24 protein-coding genes are annotated in these 24,596 nt (G+C 56.4%); 13 read left to right on the forward strand and 11 right to left on the reverse strand.

Features of this window, described 5'->3' with window-relative positions:
• Positions 1–12: 12 nt before the first annotated feature.
• Entirely contained in the window at positions 13–786 is a 774-nt protein-coding gene (gene pstB / locus AB8846_RS12025; protein ID WP_010426574.1) for a phosphate ABC transporter ATP-binding protein PstB, read from the forward strand.
• A gap of 26 nt (positions 787–812) precedes the next feature.
• Positions 813–1,538: a phosphate signaling complex protein PhoU gene (gene phoU, locus AB8846_RS12030; protein WP_008500182.1), complete on the forward strand. Its 726-nt coding sequence runs from the start codon at positions 813–815 to the stop codon at positions 1,536–1,538.
• A gap of 85 nt (positions 1,539–1,623) precedes the next feature.
• Here phoU and yieH read toward each other — a convergent pair whose 3' ends face one another.
• Positions 1,624–2,289 (reverse strand): 6-phosphogluconate phosphatase, encoded by a 666-nt coding sequence (yieH, locus tag AB8846_RS12035; protein ID WP_063145551.1) that lies wholly within the window; start codon positions 2,287–2,289, stop codon positions 1,624–1,626.
• Between the two features lie 165 nt (positions 2,290–2,454).
• Between yieH and adeP the strand changes: the two genes are divergently transcribed.
• The gene (gene adeP, locus AB8846_RS12040; protein WP_154816159.1) at positions 2,455–3,792 is read left to right on the forward strand and encodes an adenine permease AdeP; all 1,338 of its coding nucleotides are present in this window, start codon (positions 2,455–2,457) and stop codon (positions 3,790–3,792) included.
• Positions 3,793–3,883: 91 nt separating this feature from the next.
• Here the strand turns inward: adeP and AB8846_RS12045 are convergent, their stop codons facing one another.
• From AB8846_RS12045 to rpmH, 9 genes are all read right to left on the reverse strand, one after another.
• A complete protein-coding gene (locus AB8846_RS12045; protein WP_014833835.1) occupies positions 3,884–4,450 on the reverse strand; it encodes an NADPH-dependent FMN reductase in 567 nt (188 codons plus the stop codon).
• A 36-nt stretch (positions 4,451–4,486) separates the two neighbouring features.
• Positions 4,487–5,233, reverse strand: a complete 747-nt coding sequence (locus AB8846_RS12050) for a 4'-phosphopantetheinyl transferase superfamily protein (protein WP_370732774.1) — start codon at positions 5,231–5,233, stop codon at positions 4,487–4,489.
• A 122-nt stretch (positions 5,234–5,355) separates the two neighbouring features.
• Entirely contained in the window at positions 5,356–6,327 is a 972-nt protein-coding gene (yidZ, locus tag AB8846_RS12055; protein WP_370732775.1) for an HTH-type transcriptional regulator YidZ, read from the reverse strand.
• A complete protein-coding gene (locus tag AB8846_RS12060) occupies positions 6,296–7,471 on the reverse strand; it encodes an MFS transporter (RefSeq protein ID WP_370732776.1) in 1,176 nt (391 codons plus the stop codon). The genes yidZ and AB8846_RS12060 overlap by 32 nt, the downstream gene beginning before the upstream one ends.
• Positions 7,472–7,582: 111 nt before the next feature.
• Complete coding sequence (mnmE, locus tag AB8846_RS12065; RefSeq protein ID WP_023333930.1) at positions 7,583–8,947, reverse strand: tRNA uridine-5-carboxymethylaminomethyl(34) synthesis GTPase MnmE; 1,365 nt, start codon at positions 8,945–8,947, stop codon at positions 7,583–7,585.
• Positions 8,948–9,019: 72 nt separating this feature from the next.
• On the reverse strand, positions 9,020–10,663 hold the full coding sequence (gene yidC / locus AB8846_RS12070; RefSeq protein WP_029741445.1) for a membrane protein insertase YidC: 1,644 nt from the start codon (positions 10,661–10,663) through the stop codon (positions 9,020–9,022).
• Positions 10,664–10,665: 2 nt separating this feature from the next.
• On the reverse strand, positions 10,666–10,923 hold the full coding sequence (gene yidD, locus AB8846_RS12075; RefSeq protein ID WP_001307474.1) for a membrane protein insertion efficiency factor YidD: 258 nt from the start codon (positions 10,921–10,923) through the stop codon (positions 10,666–10,668).
• Positions 10,887–11,246: a ribonuclease P protein component gene (rnpA, locus tag AB8846_RS12080; RefSeq protein ID WP_032640303.1), complete on the reverse strand. Its 360-nt coding sequence runs from the start codon at positions 11,244–11,246 to the stop codon at positions 10,887–10,889. The genes yidD and rnpA overlap by 37 nt, the downstream gene beginning before the upstream one ends.
• Positions 11,247–11,262: 16 nt before the next feature.
• Positions 11,263–11,403 (reverse strand): 50S ribosomal protein L34, encoded by a 141-nt coding sequence (gene rpmH / locus AB8846_RS12085; protein WP_000831330.1) that lies wholly within the window; start codon positions 11,401–11,403, stop codon positions 11,263–11,265.
• Positions 11,404–12,003: 600 nt separating this feature from the next.
• Between rpmH and dnaA the strand changes: the two genes are divergently transcribed.
• From dnaA to gyrB, 4 genes are read left to right on the forward strand one after another with little or no spacing between them, the layout of a single operon-like run.
• Positions 12,004–13,398 carry a chromosomal replication initiator protein DnaA gene (dnaA, locus tag AB8846_RS12090; protein WP_010426558.1) on the forward strand — a complete coding sequence of 465 codons (1,395 nt, stop codon included), beginning with the start codon at positions 12,004–12,006 and terminating at the stop codon, positions 13,396–13,398.
• 4 nt (positions 13,399–13,402) lie between these two features.
• Positions 13,403–14,503 (forward strand): DNA polymerase III subunit beta, encoded by a 1,101-nt coding sequence (dnaN, locus tag AB8846_RS12095; RefSeq protein WP_010426557.1) that lies wholly within the window; start codon positions 13,403–13,405, stop codon positions 14,501–14,503.
• A complete protein-coding gene (gene recF, locus AB8846_RS12100; protein ID WP_063145108.1) occupies positions 14,503–15,576 on the forward strand; it encodes a DNA replication/repair protein RecF in 1,074 nt (357 codons plus the stop codon). The genes dnaN and recF overlap by 1 nt, the downstream gene beginning before the upstream one ends.
• A 28-nt stretch (positions 15,577–15,604) precedes the next feature.
• Complete coding sequence (gene gyrB, locus AB8846_RS12105; protein ID WP_331413964.1) at positions 15,605–18,016, forward strand: DNA topoisomerase (ATP-hydrolyzing) subunit B; 2,412 nt, start codon at positions 15,605–15,607, stop codon at positions 18,014–18,016.
• Positions 18,017–18,050: 34 nt separating this feature from the next.
• Here gyrB and AB8846_RS12110 read toward each other — a convergent pair whose 3' ends face one another.
• Positions 18,051–18,986, reverse strand: coding sequence for a LysR substrate-binding domain-containing protein (locus AB8846_RS12110; protein WP_370732777.1), 936 nt, complete (start codon positions 18,984–18,986; stop codon positions 18,051–18,053).
• Positions 18,987–19,096: 110 nt separating this feature from the next.
• Here AB8846_RS12110 and AB8846_RS12115 point away from each other — a divergent pair, with 110 nt between their 5' ends.
• The 6 genes from AB8846_RS12115 (at position 19,097) to dgoD (ending at position 24,587) form a co-directional block, all read left to right on the forward strand.
• On the forward strand, positions 19,097–20,122 hold the full coding sequence (locus AB8846_RS12115; protein WP_370732778.1) for an NAD(P)-dependent alcohol dehydrogenase: 1,026 nt from the start codon (positions 19,097–19,099) through the stop codon (positions 20,120–20,122).
• A 115-nt stretch (positions 20,123–20,237) separates the two neighbouring features.
• Complete coding sequence (gene yidA / locus AB8846_RS12120) at positions 20,238–21,050, forward strand: sugar-phosphatase (protein ID WP_063145112.1); 813 nt, start codon at positions 20,238–20,240, stop codon at positions 21,048–21,050.
• A gap of 226 nt (positions 21,051–21,276) precedes the next feature.
• The gene (dgoR, locus tag AB8846_RS12125; RefSeq protein ID WP_063145113.1) at positions 21,277–21,966 is read left to right on the forward strand and encodes a D-galactonate utilization transcriptional regulator DgoR; all 690 of its coding nucleotides are present in this window, start codon (positions 21,277–21,279) and stop codon (positions 21,964–21,966) included.
• Complete coding sequence (locus tag AB8846_RS12130) at positions 21,963–22,841, forward strand: 2-dehydro-3-deoxygalactonokinase (RefSeq protein WP_370732779.1); 879 nt, start codon at positions 21,963–21,965, stop codon at positions 22,839–22,841. Before dgoR ends, AB8846_RS12130 begins: the two co-directional genes overlap by 4 nt.
• Positions 22,825–23,442 (forward strand): 2-dehydro-3-deoxy-6-phosphogalactonate aldolase, encoded by a 618-nt coding sequence (locus AB8846_RS12135; RefSeq protein WP_370732780.1) that lies wholly within the window; start codon positions 22,825–22,827, stop codon positions 23,440–23,442. Before AB8846_RS12130 ends, AB8846_RS12135 begins: the two co-directional genes overlap by 17 nt.
• Complete coding sequence (dgoD, locus tag AB8846_RS12140; RefSeq protein ID WP_370732781.1) at positions 23,439–24,587, forward strand: galactonate dehydratase; 1,149 nt, start codon at positions 23,439–23,441, stop codon at positions 24,585–24,587. Before AB8846_RS12135 ends, dgoD begins: the two co-directional genes overlap by 4 nt.
• Positions 24,588–24,596 lie beyond the last annotated feature (9 nt).

Consider the following 24,596-nt stretch of genomic DNA (forward strand, 5'->3'; position numbering starts at 1 on the left):
GGAAATGAGTCAATGAGTATGGTTGATACTGCCCCGGGTAAGATTCAGGTTCGTGATTTGAACTTCTACTACGGCAAATTCCATGCCCTGAAGAACATCAACCTGGATATCGCCAAGAACCAGGTCACGGCATTTATCGGTCCGTCCGGCTGTGGAAAATCCACGCTGCTGCGTACCTTTAACAAAATGTATTCGCTCTATCCGGAGCAGCGCGCTGAAGGTGAAATCATCCTGGACGGCGAAAACATTCTGACCCAGGCTCAGGATATCGCCCTGCTGCGCGCCAAAGTGGGGATGGTGTTCCAGAAACCAACGCCGTTCCCGATGTCCATTTATGACAACATCGCCTTTGGCGTTCGCCTGTTCGAAAAGCTCTCCCGTGCCGATATGGACGAGCGCGTACAGTGGGCTTTGACCAAGGCCGCATTATGGAACGAAACCAAAGATAAGTTGCACCAGAGCGGTTACTCTCTCTCCGGTGGCCAGCAGCAGCGTCTGTGCATTGCGCGCGGTATTGCTATTCGCCCGGAAGTGTTGCTGCTGGATGAGCCGTGTTCAGCGCTGGACCCGATCTCAACCGGCCGTATTGAAGAGCTGATCACCGAGCTGAAGCAGGATTACACCGTGGTTATCGTGACCCACAACATGCAGCAGGCTGCACGTTGTTCCGATCACACGGCGTTTATGTACCTGGGCGAGTTGATTGAGTTCAGCGATACGGACGCGCTGTTCACCAGGCCCGCGAAGAAACAAACCGAAGATTATATTACTGGCCGCTACGGTTGATTTGCCTTAGTGCATGTGGAGAAACCATGGACAACCTCAATCTTAATAAACACATTTCAGGCCAGTTCAACGCAGAGCTGGAAAGCATTCGCACGCAGGTGATGACCATGGGCGGCATGGTTGAGCAGCAGCTTTCTGATGCGATTACGGCAATGCACAACCAGGACAGCGAGCTGGCGAAGCGCGTCATTGAAGGCGACAAAAACGTCAACATGATGGAAGTCGCTATCGACGAGGCCTGCGTGCGCATTATTGCGAAACGTCAGCCGACGGCGAGCGACCTGCGTCTGGTGATGGCGATCATCAAAACCATCGCCGAGCTGGAGCGTATTGGTGACGTTGCGGATAAAATCTGCCGCACCGCGCTGGAGAAGTTCTCTCAGCAGCACCAGCCGCTGCTGGTGAGCCTGGAGTCGCTGGGCCGCCACACCGTGCAGATGCTGCACGACGTGCTGGATGCCTTTGCGCGTATGGATCTGGACGAAGCGGTGCGTATCTATCGTGAAGACAAGAAGGTCGACCAGGAGTATGAAGGCATCGTGCGTCAGCTGATGACCTACATGATGGAAGATTCACGTACGATCCCAAGCGTACTGACTGCCCTGTTCTGCGCGCGCTCCATCGAGCGTATCGGCGACCGCTGCCAGAACATTTGCGAATACATTTTCTACTTCGTGAAAGGTCAGGACTTCCGTCACGTGGGCGGCGACGAGCTGGACAAGCTGCTGGCGGGTAAAGATCCGAAAGAGTGATGTTTGTGGCGGGTGACGCTAACGCTTACCCGCCCTACGAGTCTTGTAGGCCGGATAAGCGCTAGCGCCATCCGGCTTTGTTTTTTCAGCGAGTAATATTCCACCCGCGTGCCTTCCACAATTCAGGCAACTGCGCCAGATCGGTAAAGGTCGTCACGTTTGGATGATCGATCGGCTTGTTGTGCGGATCGGCGCAGAAGTAAAACACCTCCATCCCCGCATCAATCCCCGACTGCGCACCCGCAGACGAGTCATCCACCAGGATGCAGTTCTCTACGTTAACGTTCATCGCTTTTGCCGCATGGAACATCAGCGCCGGGTCTGGCTTCCAGCGCTGGATATCGTAGCCGCTGAACAGTTTTTCCGGGAAATGGTGCAACATCTCAAGCTTGCCGAGCGAGTGCTGCATTTTGCTGACCGGGCCGTTAGAGACGACGCAGATTGGCACCGTCATCGCATCCAGCAACGCGTTAGCCCCGGAGATAACCTCCAGCTCGGAGTCGAAGAGGCGTGCGACCTCGGCGCGGTACACCGGTTCCAGATCGGCTTTCGCCAGATTCACACCGTGTTCTTCGTTAATAATGTCGATGATCTCGTAGAGCTTCACGCCCTTAAAGCGTTTAAACACCTCTTCGAGTTCCAGCGTAATGCCAAATTCCTGGAACATAGTGACATACGCGCGGGAACAAATGACCTCACTGTCGACCAGCGTACCGTCGCAGTCGAAAAATACCGCTTCAATTCCGGACATGCCTTTCCCTTTTAACAAGTTTAACGTTTACGTACGGTAGTTCACCGGGACGCAATCGTTGCCGTATAAGCAAAATCAATGAAAAAAGTATCACGTAACCGCCACTATTGTCGCATTTTGGTATAGGATAGCGACGAATTTTCCCTCCTTGTTCGGAAATTGATGATGAGTCAACAACACACTACCCAGACGTCTGGTCAGGGTCTGCTTGAGCGCGTTTTCAAACTGCGCGAGCACGGCACAACGGCACGCACCGAAGTGATCGCTGGTTTCACCACCTTCCTGACGATGGTCTATATCGTTTTTGTGAACCCTCAAATTCTGGGCGTTGCTGGCATGGATACCAGCGCCGTCTTTGTAACCACCTGCCTGATTGCGGCCCTTGGCAGCATTCTGATGGGTGTGTTCGCTAACCTGCCGGTTGCGCTGGCACCGGCGATGGGCCTGAATGCGTTCTTCGCGTTCGTTGTCGTTCAGGCGATGGGTCTGCCGTGGCAGGTTGGCATGGGCGCTATCTTCTGGGGCGCGGTTGGCCTGCTGCTGCTGACCATTTTCCGCGTGCGTTACTGGATGATTGCGAACATTCCTGTGAGCCTGCGCGTGGGCATCACCAGCGGTATTGGTTTGTTCATCGGTATGATGGGGCTGAAAAACGCCGGCGTTATCGTGGCGAACCCGGATACGCTGGTCAGCATCGGTCACCTGACCTCTCATAACGTGCTGCTGGGCGTGCTGGGCTTCTTTATCATCGCGATCCTGGCTTCCCGCAATATTCACGCGGCGGTGCTGGTGTCCATCGTGGTCACCACCCTGCTGGGCTGGATGCTGGGCGACGTTCACTATAACGGTATCGTCTCCGCGCCGCCGAGCGTATCTACCGTGATTGGTCACGTCGATCTGGCGGGCTCCCTGAACCTGGGCCTGGCGGGCGTAATTTTCTCCTTCATGCTGGTCAACCTGTTTGACTCGTCCGGTACGCTGATTGGCGTGACCGACAAAGCGGGTCTGGCGGATGAAAAAGGGAAATTCCCGCGCATGAAGCAGGCGCTGTTTGTGGACAGCGTCTCCTCTGTGACCGGTGCTTTTATCGGAACCTCGTCCGTTACCGCGTACATTGAATCTTCTTCCGGCGTGTCCGTGGGCGGCCGTACCGGCCTGACGGCGGTGGTCGTGGGTATTCTGTTCCTGCTGGTGATCTTCCTCTCTCCGCTGGCGGGTATGGTTCCTCCGTATGCGGCAGCCGGCGCGCTGATCTATGTGGGTGTGCTGATGACCTCCAGCCTGTCACGCGTGAAGTGGGATGATTTAACCGAAGCGGTGCCGGCGTTTATTACCGCCGTGATGATGCCGTTCAGCTTTTCGATTACCGAAGGTATCGCGCTGGGCTTTATCTCTTACTGCGTAATGAAGATCGGTACCGGCCGCTTCCGCGACCTCAGCCCGTGCGTCATCATTGTGGCGTTGCTGTTTGTGCTGAAGATTGTGTTTATTGACGCGCACTAAGGTGCGGTTTGTGGTGTCAGGTGGCGCTTCGCTTACCTGACCTACTGACGAGTGTAGGCCCGGTAAGCGCTAGCGCCACCGGGCTTTTTTATCAGGCTTTAACCCGCTTAATATAATCCCCAAACGCCGTCAGCTGGCCAGACAGATGATCGCGCGTGCTCTGATCCACCACTTCACCCGTTTGCGGGTCGACTTTGTTCTGAATCACACCGCCCATAAATTCCGGCTTGTTCATCACCATCGCATCCAGGAATACCAGGATCTGGCGCAGATGATACTGGCAGCGCGCGCCGCCAATCGCGCCCATTGAGCTGGTCTGGATCAGCACCGGTTTGCCGGACAGCGGCTGCTCGGGTAAACGGGACAGCCAGTCGATGGCATTCTTCAGGCCACCCGGAACAGAGTAGTTATACTCCGGCGTGACGATGACCACGCCGTCAGCCTGGCGGATCTGCTCTGCCAGCGCCTCAACGCTCTGCGGGAAACCCTCTTCCTGCTGCACGTCTGCATCATACAGCGGAATATCGCCAATAGACGGCAGGGCGCTAATTTCCATTCCTGCCGGTGCCAGCTGTGGCAGCGTGCGGGCAACCATCCCGTTAAATGAACCTTTGCGCAGGCTTCCCAGTAACGTAACTACTTTCAACGTATCAGACATGATTACTCCTGTTTCATCATGATGACCCTGATTGGATCAGCTAAGGGTGAATGCTTTTTCTGCCGGTAAACTGGTTAAACGCATCAGGCGTGCGGCGGGCTCGTTGGCGCGCTCGGGCACATCAGGAAGGCTACGCCATCCCTGTTGACTGTCAAATTCCCAGATTTTCATGCGTTCGATGGCGGGGGTAACCGCAATGGACCAAATGAGCACATCCTCTGCGTCACTGAGCGCCTCTACCAGCGTGGCTTGGGTGGCACGAAGACGTCCGGAGCCTGGCAGCAGCTGCAGCAGGCTGGCGTCGTCTGAGGCGCATCCACAGAGTTTGCGAATGCTCTGGCGCAAGGTAATGAGCTGGGCTCTGGCTTCGACAGGATCGTTCTGGTTGCGTACCCACAGCTTCTCATTGCTGGAGAGCGGATAGTCTTCATGCGCATTACCGCCATGGAAGCTGCGCGTCGCGCGCTGAAGCTCCATGTCGAGCCCACAATCCCCTTCGGTGGTCAGCGCGACGCCAATGATATTGCCCGCGTAGGCAATCGAAAAACGAGGGAGATCCGGGTCGGCAAAGACCGGGCGGCCTTCGGGTTGGGTAATGATGTCCGGCAGCTCGCTGGTGCCGTACAGCATAAACAGCAGTTCTGCGAGAAGCGCTCTGGACCCTAAAAACCGCGTTCTGCGGTGCTCCGGGAGAGTGAGTGCTTCACTGTGACAGGCTGAAGAAATTCTTGCCGATACGAGACGTCCTTCCGTAAGTATCCCTCTTGCAAAGTGCGTAGCCATTTTTCGCTCCTTGATAATGGTCGTAATCGGTTAAACGGTTACATGATTATCGCTTAACTTGACTCCTGTTTTAATCAGTAAATGGGAGTAAGAGAAGCCTTAGGACCGAACTTTACATTTTCTTAGGCAAAAATTGGATCGGTGGCACCGTACAGCGCCTTGATGGTCTCCCGCAGCCAGAGGATTTTCGGATTATGGCTGTTCCGTTTATGCCAGATCAGCGTGAAGGGAACGGTAAGCTTTTCAGCCTGGGCTTCATCAATGGGAATAGGAAGCGCGATCAGCTTCCGCTGGTGGAGTTGATTGTAGTGGTGGCAGTAGTACGGAGCCGTGGCGATATAGTTATGCCCGGGCTGGGCTGCCATAAACATCGACTGCTCAAAGCCCGGCAGGCACATGGCGATATTTCTCTCTCGCCCCATCTCCTTTAGCACTTCGTCCAGCGCCCAGGTGTCGCTGCGTTCCCAGAAGATACTGATATGCGGATAGCGCAGGAAGGTTTCGAGGTTCCATTCATCCTGAAGCGCGGGGTGATCCTCACGCAGATACACGCAGGGGCGGTCACTAAACAGGATCTCGTAGTCAATAAACCACGGCAACAGCTTCAGCAGCTCACGGGAGCGCGGATGCGTTTCTCGGCCGGTAAAGCCAAGATCCACCTCTCCACGCGTAATGGCATCCAGCGAATCGTAATCCCAGTGACGCATCTTCACCGTAGCCTGCGGATAGCGCTGGTTCACCTGCTCCAGCAGGGCGTTAAAGCGGATCAGCATCAACGGCGTTTCGGCTGCCAGCACAAACGTCAGCCCGCCTGGCGAATCATGGTGGAATTTATCGAGGATCTGGTTGCCGATTTGCATCCACTCGGCCAGATCCTGCTCCAGGCTTACCGTCAGCGGGGTTGGCAGCAGTCCTAATGGCGTTTTGACAAACAGCGGGTCGTCAAACCAGTCGCGCAGCTTGGCCAGTGATTTACTCACCGCCGACGGCGTCACGTTCATCCGCTTCGCGGCTTTGGTGACGCTGCGCTCCTGCAGCAAAAGCTGCAGGCACAGCAACAGGTTAAGATCGAGACTGCTGATGGGCTTCTTCATAATTCGCCGCGGGCCGGATGACCATAAGTAAGGTAATGCACAGTATGCTACAGCCAATCAGAACCCCGATCAGCATATTCAGCGCGTTAAGCCCGATGACCGCCGCCAGCCAAATCCACAGCGACGAGCCGCAGACCTGCGCAATCCCCAGCACCGAGCTTGCCACGCCTGCCCGCAGCGAGAAGGGGCCAAGCGCCTGACTCATCGCCACGCCAAAGCCAACCGAGAACCCGGCACAAATGAGGGTAATACCCACCAGCATCACCGCATGTGAGCTGGCGGTCGCCAGGAGCACGCCCGCCGTGAGGAATAAAACCTGTGAGGTCAGCATTAACGCGCGTTGGCTGAAAACATTTAGCGCAAACGGGGTGGAGAACGAGACCGCCATACTGACCATGGCGGTTAATGCCATCACCGTTGAATACTCACCCCGATCGAAGCCCATGGTTTCCATCAGTAAAACCGGGGAAACGTTTACATAGGTCAGGATCACCGCCACGCTTAACGTGGTCACGGCCAGACGACTGAGGAAGAAGCGGTTAAGCAGCTTCTCGGCTGGGTGAATCGTTGGGGTATGACCGGTATTCTGCGAGCCCGGGTGGGTCTCTTTCAGCACGGAGATGGACAGGATAAACACCAGCGCGCCCATGGCCGCCATGGTCCAGAACAGGCTCTGCCACGGGAATTTCAGCATGATCAGATATCCCACTACCGGCGCCAGCACCGGGATGATGCAGGTAATTCCGTTCAGCATCGACAGCACCTTAGCGCGACGCTGGGCGCTTAGGGTATCGCGCAAAATCGCAAACGCGACGACGTAGCAGCCCCCGGCTCCAATGCCCTGGATAAACCGTCCGGTCAGGAACAAGGTGCTGTTCTGCGCCTGTGAGCAGAGAAGAGAGGCCAGGGCAAAAATGATGGCACCCGTTATGGCGACAGGCTGACGGCCTGCCTTATCCGCGATCTTCCCGGCAAACACCATCGACGACGCCATCCCCGCGAGGTAGGCCGAAAACGCGATGTGCAGCTGCGCTTCGCTGGCGCCCAGATCGCGGGCGATATGCGGTAATCCCACCAGATACATATCAATACCAGACGGATAAAGCAGAACTAATGCAAAACTACAAAACAGAAAACGCGCCATAAACCCCCCATAGATGCAGGCATGCAGGATAGGGGGTGAAAAGGGATTAGGCGAGTTGCCATTTGGACAATGGTGATTTCCTGGGAGGAAATCACCATCAATGAGCGGGCATTATTTACCAATACAGAAGCTCGAGAAGATCCGTCCCAGCAGATCGTCCGACGTAAACTCCCCGGTGATCTCGCTCAGATTCTGCTGCGCCAGGCGCAGCTCTTCCGCCAGCAGCTCGCCCGCCCACGCGCCGATCAGCTGCGCTTTACCCTGAACCAGGTGGTTCGCCGCCTCTTCCAGCGCCTGCAGATGACGACGACGCGCCAGGAAGCCGCCTTCCATGCTGGTATCAAAGCCCATGCTCTGCTTGAGGTGATTACGCAGGTCGTCAACGCCTTCACCGGTTCGCGCCGACAGGCGAATCAGTGAGTGACCATTCACATCGCTGATGCCCAGCGTTTCGCCGGTGACGTCCGCTTTGTTACGCACCACGGTGATTGGCAGCTTGGCCGGCAGACGGGCAATAAAGTCTGGCCAGATCTCTGCCGGGTCCACGGCGTCGGTCGTGGTACCGTCCACCATAAACAGCACGCGGTCGGCCTGCTCGATCTCCTGCCAGGCGCGTTCGATACCGATGCGCTCCACTTCGTCGCTGGCATCGCGCAGGCCCGCTGTGTCGATAATATGCAGCGGCATCCCGTCGATGTGGATATGCTCGCGCAGCACGTCGCGGGTGGTGCCGGCAATGTCGGTGACGATTGCCGCTTCACGTCCCGCCAGGGCGTTCAGCAGGCTCGATTTCCCGGCGTTAGGACGTCCGGCAATCACCACTTTCATCCCTTCACGCAGGAGGCTGCCCTGGCGTGCTTCGGCACGCACGGCGTCGAGATCGTTCATCACCTGGTTGAGCTGCGCTTCGATTTTACCGTCAGAGAGGAAGTCAATCTCCTCGTCCGGGAAGTCGATAGCCGCTTCCACGTAGATCCTCAGGTGAGTAAGTGCTTCCACAAGGTGATTTACGCGGGCTGAGAATGCGCCCTGCAGCGAGTTAAGCGCGGAGCGGGCCGCCTGTTCAGAGCTGGCGTCGATCAGGTCTGCAATCGCTTCGGCCTGCGCCAGGTCGAGCTTGTCGTTGAGGAAAGCACGCTCGGAGAACTCGCCCGGCTTCGCAATGCGCAGGCCTGGCAGGGTCAGAATACGTTTTAACAGCAGGTCGAGGATAACCGGGCCGCCGTGGCCCTGTAGCTCCAGCACGTCTTCGCCGGTAAAGGAGTTCGGGCCGGGGAACCACAGCGCAATGCCCTGGTCCAGCGGCGTGCCGTCGGTGTCTTTAAACGGCAGGTAATCAGCGTAGCGCGGCTTTGGCAGTTTACCCAGCACCGCTTCGGCCACCTCGCGCGCCTTCAGGCCGGAGATGCGCAGAATGCCTACACCACCGCGTCCCGGTGGGGTTGCCTGGGCGACGATAGTGTCGTTATGGCTCATGGTTGGTCTCGTTCAATACAAATAAAAAAGGCGGTCAATCGACCGCCCTTATTTTAGCGTTAACTTACCGAATCAGGACTTTTTCTTTTCGCGGCTATGCAGGCCACGTTTTTCCAGACCACGGTAAATCAGCTGCTGCTGGATGATGGTCACCAGGTTGCTGACGATATAGTACAGCACCAGACCTGACGGGAACCACAGGAAGAACACGGTGAAGATGACCGGCATAAAGGTCATGATCTTCTGCTGCATCGGGTCGGTCACGGTGGTCGGCGACATCTTCTGGATGAAGAACATCGTCACGCCCATCAGGATCGGCAGGATGTAGTACGGGTCCTGTGCGGACAGGTCATGGATCCACAGTGCGAACGGCGCGTGGCGCAGCTCAACGGAACCCATCAGCATGTAGTACAGCGCAAGGAAGATTGGCATCTGAATCAGCAGCGGGAAGCAACCACCCAGTGGGTTTACTTTCTCTGCTTTATACAGGGCCATCATTTCCTGGCTCTGACGCTGTTTGTCATCGCCCAGACGCTCGCGCATCGCCGCAATCTTCGGCTGCAGCATACGCATCTTCGCCATGGAGGTGTACTGCGCTTTAGTCAGCGGGTACATGATGCCACGAACGATGAAGGTGATAACGATGATGGAGAAGCCCCAGTTACCCAGGAAGCTGTGGATGAACTTCAGCAGCTTGAACAGCGGCTGAGAGATGAACCACAACCAACCGTAGTCGACGGTCAGATCCAGGTGCGGCGCAACAGCGGCCATTTTGTCCTGAATTTCCGGGCCGACCCACAGGGTGCTTGCCATCTTACCGGTTTGACCCGGCTGAACCAGAACCGGCTGAGATTTGTAGCCGATGGCTGCAAGACCGTTACCCAGGTTCGCGGTATAGAAGTTGTTGGTACCGTCGTTATTTGGCACCCACGCAGTGGCGAAATACTGCTGCAGCATTGCCACCCAACCGCCTTTAGCGCTGACGTTCAGGTTTTCGTTATCGGCAATGGTGTCGAATTTGTATTTCTCATACTTCGCGTCTGGCGTGGAGTACGCCGCGCCACGGAAGGTATGCAGCGCAAAGTTGCTGCTTCCGGTGTCACGGTGAGACGGCAGATTGATGGACTGCTTCAGCTGGCCAAAGGTCGACAGTTCCAGCGGTTTCGCACTGGCGTTCTGTACGCTGTAGCCCACGTTCACCGCATATTCACCGCGTTTCAGGGTGAAGGTTTTGGTGAAGGTGTTGCCTGCGGCGTCGGTGTACGTCATCGGGATCGCGAGTTCGTTCTGGCCATCAGCCAGCACAAAGGTGTCGCTCTCGACGGTATACAGTGGACGCGCACCGTTAGCCGGGTTATCCGGGCCATCACGACCGGTCAGGCCGCTCTGCGCCTGGTAGATAAACTCAGGCGTGGTTTCCAGTAACTGGAACGGTTCGTTAGACTTCAGCTCTTTCGGGTAGGTCAACAGCAGCGCCTGCTCAACATCACCACCACGGGTGTTGATTGTCAGCTCAAGCACATCGGTCTTAACCGTAATCTGTTTCCCCTGGCCACTGGCCGGTACGCCCTGGTCGGCGGCGCTACCCGCTGCGGTGGTCGTAGTCTGCGTGGTCTGCTGCTGGGGTTGAGGATTTTTATCCTGCTCCCATGCCTGCCAGATCATGAAAGACACGAACAACAAAGCGATGATAAGAAGATTGCGTTGCGAATCCATCGTTAGTGTTCTCTGGTATCAAAGGGTCCTGGGGGGACGGGGTCGTCTCCACCGGGGTGTAAAGGGTGGCATTTTAATACGCGTTTCACCGTCAACCAACTGCCTTTTATCACTCCAAACCTGCGCAATGCCTCAATTCCGTAGCTTGAGCATGTTGGTGTGAAACGGCAGTGCGGCCCGAGTAGCGGACTAATCAGGCGTTGATAGACCCGAATGAGGGCTATCAGGACCCGTGAGCCAGGCGACAGTGGCGGCGCCATAATTTTTCCAACGCTTCCGAGAGAGCACGGTTATCGAGGTCGGCAACCCCTTTCTTCGCCACCACCACGAAATCCATTGAAGGCAGTTCGTGCTGACGTAAACGGAAGCTTTCACGCGTCAGACGTTTAATCCGATTGCGTTCATGCGCACGCTTAACATTTTTCTTGGCGACTGTGAGACCGATGCGGGGATGCCCCAGCGAATTTTGGCGGCCGAGGATGGTGATTTGCGGCGTGCCAGCCCGTAGTGGCTGCTGGAAGACGAAAGTGAAATGAGCGGGAGTTAACAAACGTAACTCCCTGGGAAATGCTAGCTTAACCACTCAGGGGTTAGCTTTATTACTTGGAAACGGTCAGACGAGCGCGGCCTTTAGCACGACGACGTGCCAGAACCTGACGACCATTTTTAGTAGCCATACGAGCACGGAAGCCGTGAGAACGGTTGCGCTTCAGTACAGACGGTTGAAAAGTGCGTTTCATGGCGATTTCTACCTAAACTTGAATAAATTCACTGACTTTTGCGTATACCCGAACGAGTTTCGAACGACTAACGCCTCAGCGTGGGTGATTAAAGAGGCCGGATTGTAATAATTGTACACTCCGGAGTCAATTCTCTTTCCTTATTTCCCGCGTATTTCCGCACGTTTTCGCGTGGAAAATGAGCAACGGACGACGCAGGAAGATGAGCATCACGCGCCGGGTCGAGGATTATACGGGCTCGACGATAAAGCGCAAGGATCGTCCCGGATCTTCGTTAGATCATTTAAGCAATAAATTGTCTGTGCTCATTAATTTTTCCAATATGCGGACTAAATCGCGGGGCACTCGCGCCAGGATCGTTTACACTTACCCGGTTTCGGATCTTCCTGTGGATAAATCGGGAAGAATCTGTGAGAAACAGAAGATCTCTGGCTCAGTTTAGGCTATGATCCGCGGTCCCGATCGGGATCCCAGGATCCTGGTCAGGATAAATTGCAGATAGCAATTCGCACGTCCCCCTTTACACAGGGTCATGTCGATGTGCGCCAACAATCATGAATATTCAATAAGTTTTCTTTTATTGTTCGAGTGGAGTCCGCCGTGTCACTTTCGCTTTGGCAGCAGTGTCTTGCCCGATTGCAGGATGAGTTACCAGCCACAGAATTCAGTATGTGGATCCGCCCGTTGCAGGCGGAACTGAGCGATAACACGCTGGCTTTGTATGCGCCAAACCGTTTTGTGCTCGATTGGGTAAGGGACAAGTACCTTAATAACATCAATGGACTGCTAAACGATTTCTGCGGGTCAGATGCCCCGCAGCTGCGCTTTGAAGTGGGCACAAAGCCGGTCACCCAAACCGTTCGTGAAACCGTGAACGTAGCAGCGCCTGCTCAGGCTGCTCCTGCTCCGGCCCCTCGCGTCGCACCCGCTCGTCAGGGCTGGGATAATGTCCCTGCACCGGCTGAGCCAACCTACCGCTCTAACGTCAACGTGAAACACACGTTCGATAACTTCGTTGAAGGTAAGTCGAACCAGCTGGCGCGCGCGGCGGCTCGTCAGGTTGCTGATAATCCCGGTGGGGCCTACAACCCGCTGTTCCTTTATGGCGGCACGGGCCTGGGTAAAACGCACCTGCTGCATGCGGTGGGCAACGGCATTATGGCGCGCAAGCCCAATGCCAAAGTGGTGTATATGCACTCCGAACGCTTCGTTCAGGACATGGTAAAAGCCCTGCAAAACAATGCGATCGAAGAGTTTAAACGCTACTATCGTTCTGTTGACGCGCTGCTCATCGATGACATTCAGTTCTTTGCCAATAAAGAACGATCGCAGGAAGAGTTTTTCCACACCTTCAATGCCCTGCTGGAAGGCAATCAGCAGATCATTTTGACCTCGGATCGTTATCCAAAAGAGATCAACGGCGTTGAAGATCGTCTGAAATCCCGCTTCGGCTGGGGCCTGACCGTGGCGATCGAGCCACCGGAGCTGGAAACTCGCGTCGCGATCCTGATGAAGAAAGCCGATGAAAACGACATTCGCCTGCCGGGCGAAGTGGCGTTCTTCATTGCCAAGCGTCTGCGCTCCAACGTGCGTGAGCTGGAAGGGGCACTGAACCGCGTTATCGCCAATGCCAACTTCACCGGTCGTGCGATCACCATCGATTTTGTGCGTGAAGCGCTGCGAGATTTGCTGGCATTGCAGGAAAAACTGGTCACTATCGACAATATTCAAAAGACGGTGGCTGAGTACTACAAGATCAAAGTGGCAGATTTACTGTCTAAACGCCGTTCCCGCTCGGTGGCGCGTCCGCGTCAGATGGCGATGGCGCTGGCTAAGGAGTTAACCAACCACAGTCTGCCGGAAATCGGGGATGCGTTTGGTGGCCGTGACCATACGACCGTGCTGCACGCCTGTCGCAAGATTGAGCAGTTACGCGAAGAAAGCCACGACATAAAAGAAGATTTTTCCAATCTAATCAGAACATTATCATCGTGACGCTATGAAATTTACCGTTGAACGTGAACATTTATTAAAACCGCTGCAACAGGTGAGTGGCCCATTAGGTGGCCGCCCAACGCTGCCTATTCTCGGAAACCTGCTGCTTCAGGTCGCGGACGGTACGCTGTCGCTGACCGGTACAGATCTGGAAATGGAAATGATCGCGCGCGTTACGCTGACGCAGCCGCACGATGCGGGCGCGACCACGGTTCCGGCACGTAAATTCTTTGACATCTGCCGCGGGCTGCCGGAAGGCGCTGAAATCGCGGTGCAGCTGGAAGGCGACCGTATGCTGGTGCGCTCTGGCCGCAGCCGTTTCTCGCTCTCCACGCTGCCTGCTGCGGACTTCCCGAACCTGGACGACTGGCAGAGTGAAGTTGAATTTACTCTGCCACAGGCGACGATGAAGCGTCTGATTGAAGCCACGCAGTTCTCCATGGCGCATCAGGACGTTCGTTACTACTTAAACGGCATGCTGTTCGAAACCGAAGGTGAAGAGCTGCGTACCGTGGCGACCGACGGCCACCGTCTGGCGGTCTGTTCTATGCCGATTGGCGATTCACTGCCAAACCATTCGGTGATCGTGCCGCGTAAAGGGGTGATTGAGCTGATGCGTATGCTCGACGGTGGCGACACGCCGCTGCGCGTGCAGATCGGTAGCAACAACATCCGCGCACACGTGGGCGATTTTGTCTTCACGTCTAAGCTGGTTGACGGTCGTTTCCCGGATTATCGCCGCGTATTGCCGAAGAATCCGGACAAAACGCTTGAAGCAGGCTGCGATAGCCTTAAGCAGGCGTTTGCCCGTGCGGCCATTCTCTCTAACGAGAAATTCCGCGGCGTGCGGCTGTACGTGAGTGAAAACCAGATCAAAATCACCGCTAACAACCCGGAGCAGGAAGAGGCAGAAGAAATTCTGGACGTCACCTACGCCGGAACCGAGATGGAAATCGGCTTTAACGTCAGCTACGTGCTGGATGTGCTTAATGCACTGAAATGCGAGAACGTTCGCATTCTGCTGACCGACTCCGTTTCAAGCGTACAGATTGAAGATGCGGCCAGCCAAAGCGCGGCTTATGTTGTCATGCCAATGAGACTGTAATGTCGCTCACCCGTCTGTTGATCCGCGACTTTCGCAATATCGAAAGCGCGGATCTCGCTTTATCCCCTGGCTTTAACTTCCTGGTTGGCGCAAACGGCAGCGGCAAAACCAGCGTGCTTGAGGCCATCTATACGCTCGGCCACGGTCGGGCGTTTCGCAGTTTGCAGATTGGTCGCGTCATTCGCCACGAGCAGGAAGCCTTTGTTCTGCACGGGCGTTTGCAGGGGGCGGAGCGGGAAACCGCCATCGGCCTGACCAAAGACAAGCAGGGCGACAGCAAGGTGCGCATCGACGGCACCGACGGTCACAAAGTAGCCGAGCTGGCGCTGCTGATGCCAATGCAGCTGATTACGCCGGAGGGGTTTACTTTACTCAACGGCGGCCCCAAATACAGAAGAGCGTTCCTCGACTGGGGATGCTTTCACAACGAAGCCGGTTTCTTTAACGCCTGGAGCAACCTGAAGCGTCTGCTCAAGCAGCGTAACGCCGCGTTGCGCCAGGTTACTCGTTACGCCCAGCTGCGTCCGTGGGACATGGAGTTAATCCCTCTCGCGGAACAAATCAGCCGCTGGCGTGCCGAATACAGCGCAGGTATCGCCGAAGACATGGCCGACACCTGCAAACAGTTTTTACCCGAATTCTCTCTCACCTTCTCCTTCCAGCGCGGCTGGGAGAAAGAGACGGATTATGCCGAGGTGTTAGAGAGAAACTTCGAGCGCGACCGCATGTTGACCTACACCGCGCACGGCCCGCACAAGGCGGATTTCCGCATACGTGCCGACGGTGCGCCGGTGGAAGACACGCTGTCGCGCGGGCAGCTCAAGCTCCTGATGTGTGCGCTGCGCCTGGCACAGGGAGAGTTTCTCACCCGCGAGAGCGGAAGACGCTGCCTGTACCTGATAGATGATTTTGCCTCGGAACTCGACGACGCGCGGCGCGGGCTGCTTGCCAGCCGCTTAAAAGCCACGCAGTCGCAGGTTTTCGTCAGCGCCATTAGCGCTGAACACGTTATAGACATGTCGGACGAAAATTCGAAGATGTTTACCGTGGAAAAGGGTAAAATAACGGATTAACCCAAGTTGAAATGAGCGAGAAACGTTGATGTCGAATTCTTATGACTCCTCCAGTATCAAAGTCCTGAAAGGGCTGGATGCGGTGCGTAAGCGCCCGGGTATGTATATCGGCGACACGGATGACGGCACCGGTCTGCACCACATGGTATTCGAGGTGGTAGATAACGCTATCGACGAAGCGCTCGCGGGTCACTGTAAAGACATCGTGGTCACCATCCATGCGGACAACTCCGTCTCCGTCACCGATGATGGTCGTGGCATCCCAACGGGTATTCACCCGGAAGAGGGCGTCTCTGCTGCGGAAGTGATCATGACCGTGCTGCACGCAGGCGGTAAGTTCGACGATAACTCCTATAAAGTTTCCGGCGGCCTGCACGGCGTAGGCGTCTCCGTGGTTAACGCCCTGTCGCAGAAGCTGGAGCTGGTTATCCAGCGCGAAGGCAAAATTCACCGTCAGCTCTATACGCACGGCGTGCCGCAGGCGCCGCTGGCCGTTACCGGCGATACCGACAAAACCGGTACCCTGGTACGCTTCTGGCCGAGCCACGAAACCTTCACCAACGTCACCGAATTCGAGTACGACATCCTGGCGAAACGCCTGCGTGAACTGTCGTTCCTGAACTCCGGCGTCTCTATTCGCCTGAAAGACAAGCGTGACGGCAAAGAAGACCACTTCCATTACGAAGGTGGTATCAAAGCGTTCGTTGAGTATCTGAACAAGAACAAAACGCCAATTCACCCGAATATCTTCTACTTCTCCACCGAAAAAGACGGTATCGGCGTGGAAGTGGCGCTGCAGTGGAACGACGGTTTCCAGGAAAACATCTACTGCTTCACCAACAACATTCCACAGCGTGACGGTGGTACTCACCTTGCAGGCTTCCGTGCGGCGATGACCCGTACCCTGAACGCCTACATGGACAAAGAAGGCTACAGCAAGAAAGCGAAAGTCAGCGCCACCGGTGATGACGCCCGTGAAGGCCTGATTGCCGTTGTCTCCGTGAAGGTGCCGGATCCGAAGTTCTCCTCACAGACCAAAGACAAGCTGGTCTCTTCCGAGGTGAAATCGGCGGTTGAACAGCAGATGAACGAACTGCTGAGCGAATACCTGCTGGAAAACCCGTCCGACGCGAAAATCGTGGTGGGCAAAATTATTGATGCGGCGCGTGCCCGTGAAGCGGCGCGTAAAGCCCGTGAAATGACCCGTCGTAAAGGCGCATTGGACTTAGCAGGCCTGCCGGGCAAACTGGCTGACTGCCAGGAACGCGACCCGGCGCTGTCTGAACTGTACCTCGTGGAAGGGGACTCCGCGGGCGGTTCTGCGAAGCAGGGCCGTAACCGTAAGAACCAGGCTATCCTGCCGCTGAAGGGTAAAATCCTCAACGTTGAGAAAGCCCGTTTCGACAAGATGCTCTCTTCTCAGGAAGTGGCGACGCTCATCACCGCGCTGGGCTGCGGCATCGGCCGTGATGAGTACAACCCGGACAAACTGCGCTACCACAGCATCATCATCATGACCGATGCGGACGTCGATGGCTCGCACATTCGTACGCTGCTGTTGACCTTCTTCTATCGTCAGATGCCTGAAATCGTTGAACGTGGCCACGTCTATATTGCACAGCCGCCGCTGTACAAAGTGAAGAAAGGCAAGCAGGAACAGTACATTAAAGACGACGAAGCGATGGATCAGTACCAAATCGCGATCGCCCTTGATGGCGCGACCCTGCATGCGAACTCTCACGCCCCTGCACTGGCCGGTGAGCCGCTGGAGCGTCTGGTGTCCGAGTTCAACGCCACGCAGAAAATGATCACGCGTATGGAACGCCGCTATCCGAAAACGCTGCTGAAGGAGCTGGTTTATCAGCCAACCCTGACCGAAGCCGATCTGAGCGACGAGCAGACCGTGACCCGCTGGGTGAATGCCCTGGTGACCGATCTGAACGAGAAAGAGCAGCACGGCAGCATGTGGAAATGCGATATCCAGCAGAACGCCGATAAGCAGTTCGAGCCTATTATTCGCGTGCGTACCCACGGCGTTGATACTGACTACCCGCTGGAACACGAGTTTGTGACCGGTCCGGAATATCGTCGTATCTGCACGCTCGGCGAGAAGCTGCGCGGGCTGATCGAAGACGATGCGTTCATCGAACGTGGCGAACGTCGCCAGCCGGTAGCCAGCTTCGAGCAGGCGCTGGAATGGCTGGTGAAAGAGTCCCGTCGTGGCCTCGCGATCCAGCGTTATAAAGGTCTGGGCGAAATGAACCCGGATCAGCTGTGGGAAACCACCATGGATCCGGAAAGTCGCCGCATGCTGCGCGTAACCGTTAAAGACGCGATTGCTGCTGACCAGCTGTTCACTACCCTGATGGGCGACGCGGTTGAACCACGTCGTGCCTTCATCGAAGAGAACGCCCTGAAAGCGGCAAATATCGATATTTAATCGTCGTTATACCGCACGATAACTGGCCGCGCTTTTAGCGCGGCTTTTTTGTGGGCGCAGGCATATCCAGCGACATCACGGACGGTAAACGGCTCGCCAGCGTATCTATCGCCATTCTTACCCTCAGCGGCAGGTGCGGCGTCTGCTGCCAGACCGCATGAACGTCGAAATGCACATCCGGTGCCTGCTTCAGGAGCGGGACGAGTTTACCCTGGTGAATATCTTTGACGACCATCCAGCAGGGTAGCCATGCAATGCCGTGTCCGGCCAGTACAGCGTCGCAAATCGCCTGCAAATCATCCATATTGAGCGACGATCGGGGTGTAAAGGTGTGCGACGTTCCTTCGTTATCCATCAGTTGCCAGGACAACACTCTGCCTGCGCGCAGATAGTTAATCGCCGTATGCTGGGATAAATCATCAACGCTTTGCGGCTGGCCTTTCTTCAGCAGATAATCCGGCGCGGCGCACAGCACCATGCGGTGTTCCCCCAGTTTCCTGGCGACCAGAACGCTGCTGTCCTGAAGCGTGCCGTTACGCACCGCCATATCAAACCCTTCCTCGACGAGATCCACCACGCGGTCGCTGAACGACATTTCCAGTTCAAGCCCTGGGTGTTCCTGCGCCAGCGCTATCAGCAGCGGGGCGACACACTGGCGGCCAAACAGCACCGGCATGGCAACGCGCAGGCGGCCGCTGACCTGCTGTTTCCCTGTTTCAAGCAGCGATTCCGCGCCTCGGATCTCCTCCAGCGCGCGCAGGCAGCGTTCATAAAAAAGGGCGCCGTTATCGGTCAGACTCTGGCTGCGGGTGGTGCGCTGAAACAGGCGTACCCCCAGCCTCTCTTCGAGGCGAGCGATGCTTTTTCCTACCGCCGAGCGTGACAAATGCAGGCGAACTGCGGCCTGAGCAAAACTTCCCGCCTCAACGGCAGCCACAAAAACAGGAATATCCTTCAGCGTATCGGTCATGGATTGTATCTATTATGGCGTCAATAAAGGGAAAACTTATCGCCACTGGCGACCTTTAGTCAACGGTAGACTGTCAGGACTAAAGCTCATCTGATGGCAGGAGAAATAAAATGACAGAGACAATGCAACGCTGGTCCATGGACGCCCTCGGGCGCGAGAACCTCAAGCTGACTCAGGCGCCTGTTCCACAGCCAGGCCCGGGTGAAGTGCGCGTACGGGTGAATGCCGTTGCGCTTAACTATCGCGATAAAATGGTTGTTGAAGGCACCATGCCGATCCCGCTTTCCTTCCCGTTTACCCCGGCGTCTGACATGGCGGGCGTGGTGGACAGCATTGGTGAAGGCGTTACGCGCTTCAAACCCGGCGCGCGCGTCATCTCAACCTTCTTTCCCGAGTGGCTCGACGGTAAACCGCAGGCGGACGCGCGCAATCTGCCCTATAAAACGTCCGGCGGATACTTCCAGGGCATGCTGTCCGAGTATGTGATTGTGAATGAAGACGCGCTGGCGGCCTCCCCGGAGACCCTGGATGACGCCGAGGCCAGCACCTTACCCTGCGCAGGACTTACCGCCTGGTTTGCGCTGGTGGAGCGCGGCCAGCTCCGCGCCGGGCAATCGATACTGGTGCAGGGCACGGGCGGCGTAGCGATATTCGCCCTGCAAATTGCAAAAGCCCACGGTGCGGAGGTGTTTGTCACCTCGGGGAGCGATGAAAAACTGGCGCTGGCCAAAACGCTGGGGGCCAGCCAGGGCATCAACCGGCTGAAAGGCGACTGGGCTGAAAATACGCTGGCGCTCACGCAGGATCGCGGCATCGACCATATTATTGAAACCGTAGGTGGCGAGAACCTGAAGCATTCCCTGCGTGCCGTTGCCGTTCACGGACGTATCTCCGTTATCGGCGTGCTGGCCGGGACGGAGATTACGCTCTCTGCTGGCGAACTGTTGCTGAAATCCCCCGTCATTCAGGGGATTGGCGTAGGCCATCGTCGGGCGCTGGAAGATTTTATCCGCGCCGTGGATGTGACCGGACTGAAGCCGGTGATCGAACATCGCTACCGTTTTAACGAGCTTGAACAGGCGTTTGAACACCTCGACCGCGGCGCGTTCGGTAAAATCGTTCTCACCCGCGAGTAAGCCTTTGTTCCCCGGGATAAGCGTAAAAGGGGTGTTTCTGTTGCGCAATGTAGCTCTATTTTTGTGGGCTTAATCGCGTTAGCATGAGGCAGCACTCATTTATCCCGGGGAACTCATGGCTATCAAACTCATTGCAATCGACATGGACGGCACGCTGCTGCTGCCAGACCACACCATCTCTCCAGCCGTTAAAAACGCGATCGCTGCGGCGCGCGCAAAGGGCGTGAATGTGGTCCTGACCACGGGCCGTCCGTATGCGGGCGTACACAGCTACCTGAAAGAGCTGCACATGAATCAGCCTGGCGACTACTGCATCACCTATAACGGCGCGCTGGTGCAGAAAGCCGCAGATGGCAGTACGGTTGCGCAAACCGCGCTGAGCTACGATGACTACCTGTTCCTGGAAAAACTGTCCCGCGACGTGGGGTCCCACTTCCACGCGCTCGATCGCAATACGCTCTATACCGCCAACCGCGATATCAGCTACTACACGGTACATGAATCCTACGTTGCGACCATTCCGCTGGTGTTCTGTGAAGCGGAGAAAATGGACCCGGCGACGCAGTTCCTGAAAGTGATGATGATCGACGAGCCGGAGATTCTGGATAAAGCGATTGCGCGCATTCCGGCCGAGGTAAAAGAGAAGTACACCGTGCTGAAAAGCGCGCCGTACTTCCTCGAAATTCTCGATAAACGCGTCACTAAAGGCACCGGCGTGAAATCGCTCGCTGATGCGCTGGGTATCAAGCCGGAAGAGATCATGGCGCTGGGGGACCAGGAAAATGACATCGCGATGATCGAGTTCGCGGGTATGGGCGTGGCGATGGATAACGCGATCCCGTCGGTGAAAGAAGTGGCTAATTTTGTGACCAAATCCAACCTCGAAGACGGCGTTGCCTACGCGATCGAGAAATTTGTGCTGCAGTAACAGTCGCTCTAAATAATAAGCCTCGGTTATTAACCGGGGCTTTTTTTTGCGCTGAATTTATTGGATTGTTCTTTTTGTGATCTTGATTGTAGTACAACATTAATTGATTGTACTACATTGTCACCACGGCAAAGACGAACTCTCTCACGTTTGTACTGCAAAAGTGAGGTGAAATTCAGCGGTCGCGGTAAAGTAGTGATGGACATACAGAGCACAAGGACTCTCCATGACTCTCAATAAAACCGATCGCATCGTCATCACGCTGGGCACCCAGATTGTGGGGGGCAAATACGTTCCCGGTTCGCCGCTGCCAGCAGAGGCTGAACTGTGTGAGGAGTTTGAAACCTCGCGCAACATCATCCGGGAAGTGTTCCGCTCGCTGATGGCGAAGCGGCTCATTGAAATGAAACGGTACCGCGGCGCGTTTGTTGCCCCGCGCAACCAGTGGAACTACCTCGATACCGACGTACTGCAGTGGGTGCTGGAAAACGACTACGACCCGCGGCTTATCGGCGCGATGAGCGAAGTCCGAAACCTTGTGGAACCGGCCATCGCCCGCTGGGCGGCGGAACGCGCAACCTCCGGCGATTTGGCCCAGATTGAGTCGGCTTTAAACGACATGATCGCCAATAACCAGAACCGGGAGGCGTTTAACGAGGCGGACATTCGCTATCACGAAGCGGTGCTGGAGTCGGTGCATAACCCAGTATTACAGCAGCTTAGCGTGGCGATCAGCTCGCTACAGCGAGCAGTATTTGAACGTACCTGGATGGGCGATGAGGCCAACATGCCGAAAACGCTCCAGGAACATAAAGCGCTGTTCGATGCGATACGGCATCAGGACGGCGATGCGGCAGAGCAGGCGGCACTTACCATGATTGCCAGCTCGACACGAAGGCTGAAGGAAATCACATGACATCTCGCTACATCGCAATTGACTGGGGATCGACCAATCTGCGCGCCTGGCTGTACCAGGGCGAGCAGTGCCTGGAGAGCAGGCAATCAGAAGCAGGCGTGACGCGCCTGAACGGTAAATCCCCCGAGGCGGTGTTAGCAGAGGTCACACAACACTGGCGCGACAGCGCCACGCCGGTGGTAATGGCGGGCATGGTCGGCAGTAACGTAGGCTGGAAAGTCGCGCCATATCTGCCTGTTCCTGCCCATTTTTCCGCTATTGGCGAGCAGTTAACGTCCGTTGGCGACAATATCTGGATCATTCCCGGTTTGTGCGTCTCTCGCGACGATAACCATAACGTGATGCGCGGCGAAGAGACGCAGCTGCTTGGCGCGCGCACGCTTTCTCCTTCTTCTGTCTACGTCATGCCCGGGACGCACTGCAAGTGGGTCCAGGCCGACGCTGAGCAAATCCACGATTTTCGCACCGTAATGACCGGCGAACTGCACCATTTACTGCTCAACCATTCACTGGTGGGAGCCGGTTTGCCGGAGCAGGAAGCCTCGTCAGAGGCATTTGCTGCCGGGCTTGAACGTGGGATCGCTTCCCCTGATGTTTTGCCGCAGCTTTTTGAGGTTCGCGCCTCGCACGTACTGGGAAATCTCCCGCGCGAACAGGTCAGCGAATTTCTCTCCGGCCTGCTGATTGGCGCAGAAATCGCCAGCATGCGTGATTTCGTCGCGCACGAGCAGGCCATCACCCTTGTCGCCGGCGCATCGCTAACGTCGCGCTACGAGCAGGCGTTTCGCGCCGTTGGGCGTAACGTTTCAACGGTATCCGGCGACACGGCATTTCAGGCAGGAATAAGGAGCATTGCTCATGCAGTGGCAAACTGATCTTCCCCTTATCGCGATTTTGCGCGGCATCACGCCCGATGAGGCGTTAGCCCACGTCGGTGCGGTTATCGACGCCGGATTCGACGCGGTAGAAATCCCGCTCAACTCGCCGGAATGGGAAAAAAGCATTTCGGCCGTGGTGGAGGCGTTCGGTGAGAAGGCGCTGATTGGCGCAGGCACCGTGCTGCACCCGGAGCAGGTGGATGAACTGGCGAAAATGGGCTGCAGGCTTATCGTCACGCCCAACATTCAGCCTGAGGTGATCCGCCGCGCCGTGGGTTACGGCATGACCGTCTGCCCGGGATGCGCCACCGCCACGGAAGCCTTTACTGCTCTGGATGCGGGCGCACAGTCGCTCAAAATTTTCCCGTCATCGGCCTTTGGTCCGGACTACATCAAAGCGCTGAAAGCGATCTTACCCGCCAGCGTGCCGGTCTTTGCCGTGGGCGGCGTAACGCCAGAAAACCTGGGCCAGTGGATGAGCGCGGGCTGTGTGGGCGCGGGGCTGGGCAGCGATCTGTATCGCGCCGGGCAGTCCGTGGAACGTACCGCGCAGCAGGCGGCAGCATTTGTGAAAGCGTATCGAGAGGCAGTGAAATGAAAATAACCAAACTCACCACGTACCGTTTACCCCCGCGCTGGATGTTCCTGAAAATCGAGACTGATGAAGGGGTTGTGGGCTGGGGCGAACCGGTGATTGAAGGGCGTGCGCGCACCGTTGAAGCCGCGGTGCACGAGCTGGGGGAATACCTGATTGGTCAGGATCCGGCACGCATCAACGACCTGTGGCAGGTAATGTACCGCGCGGGCTTCTACCGCGGGGGACCGATCCTGATGAGCGCCATCGCCGGTATCGACCAGGCGCTGTGGGATATCAAAGGCAAAGTGCTGAACGCGCCGGTCTGGCAGCTGATGGGTGGCCTGGTGCGCGACAAAATAAAAGCCTACAGCTGGGTCGGCGGCGACCGTCCTGCGGAAGTGATCGACGGCATCACGCAGCTGCGCAACATCGGCTTCGACACCTTCAAGCTCAACGGTTGCGAAGAGATGGGCATTATCGACAACTCGCGCGCGGTGGATCGCGCGGTGAATACCGTGGCGCAAATCCGTGAAGCCTTCGGCAACGAGATCGAGTTTGGTCTGGATTTCCACGGCCGCGTCAGCGCGCCGATGGCCAAAGTGCTGATCAAAGAGCTTGAGCCGCATCGTCCGCTGTTTATCGAAGAGCCGGTGCTGGCCGAGCAGGCGGAGTACTATCCGAAGCTGGCAGAACAGACCCACATTCCTATCGCGGCGGGTGAACGCATGTTCTCGCGCTTCGAGTTTAAACGCGTGCTCGAAGCGGGCGGCATTGCGATTCTGCAGCCGGATCTCTCTCACGCGGGCGGCATCACCGAATGCTACAAAATTGCCGGGATGGCCGAAGCCTACGATGTGGCGCTGGCGCCGCACTGCCCGCTCGGACCAATCGCGCTGGCTGCCTGTCTGCACGTCGACTTTGTCTCCCGCAACGCGGTGTTCCAGGAGCAGAGCATGGGCATTCACTATAACAAGGGCGCGGAACTGCTCGATTTTGTGAAAAATAAAGAAGACTTCAGCATGGAAGGCGGTTTCTTTAAACCGTTAACGAAGCCGGGCCTTGGCGTAGAGATTGACGAAGCCAAAGTCATTGAGCTGAGTAAAAATGCGCCGGACTGGCGTAACCCACTGTGGCGTCATGAGGACGGCAGCGTAGCGGAATGGTAATCGCCATCC

The organism is Enterobacter sp. KB-221C9 (assembly GCF_041320715.1).
GTDB lineage: Bacteria > Pseudomonadota > Gammaproteobacteria > Enterobacterales > Enterobacteriaceae > Enterobacter > Enterobacter asburiae_D.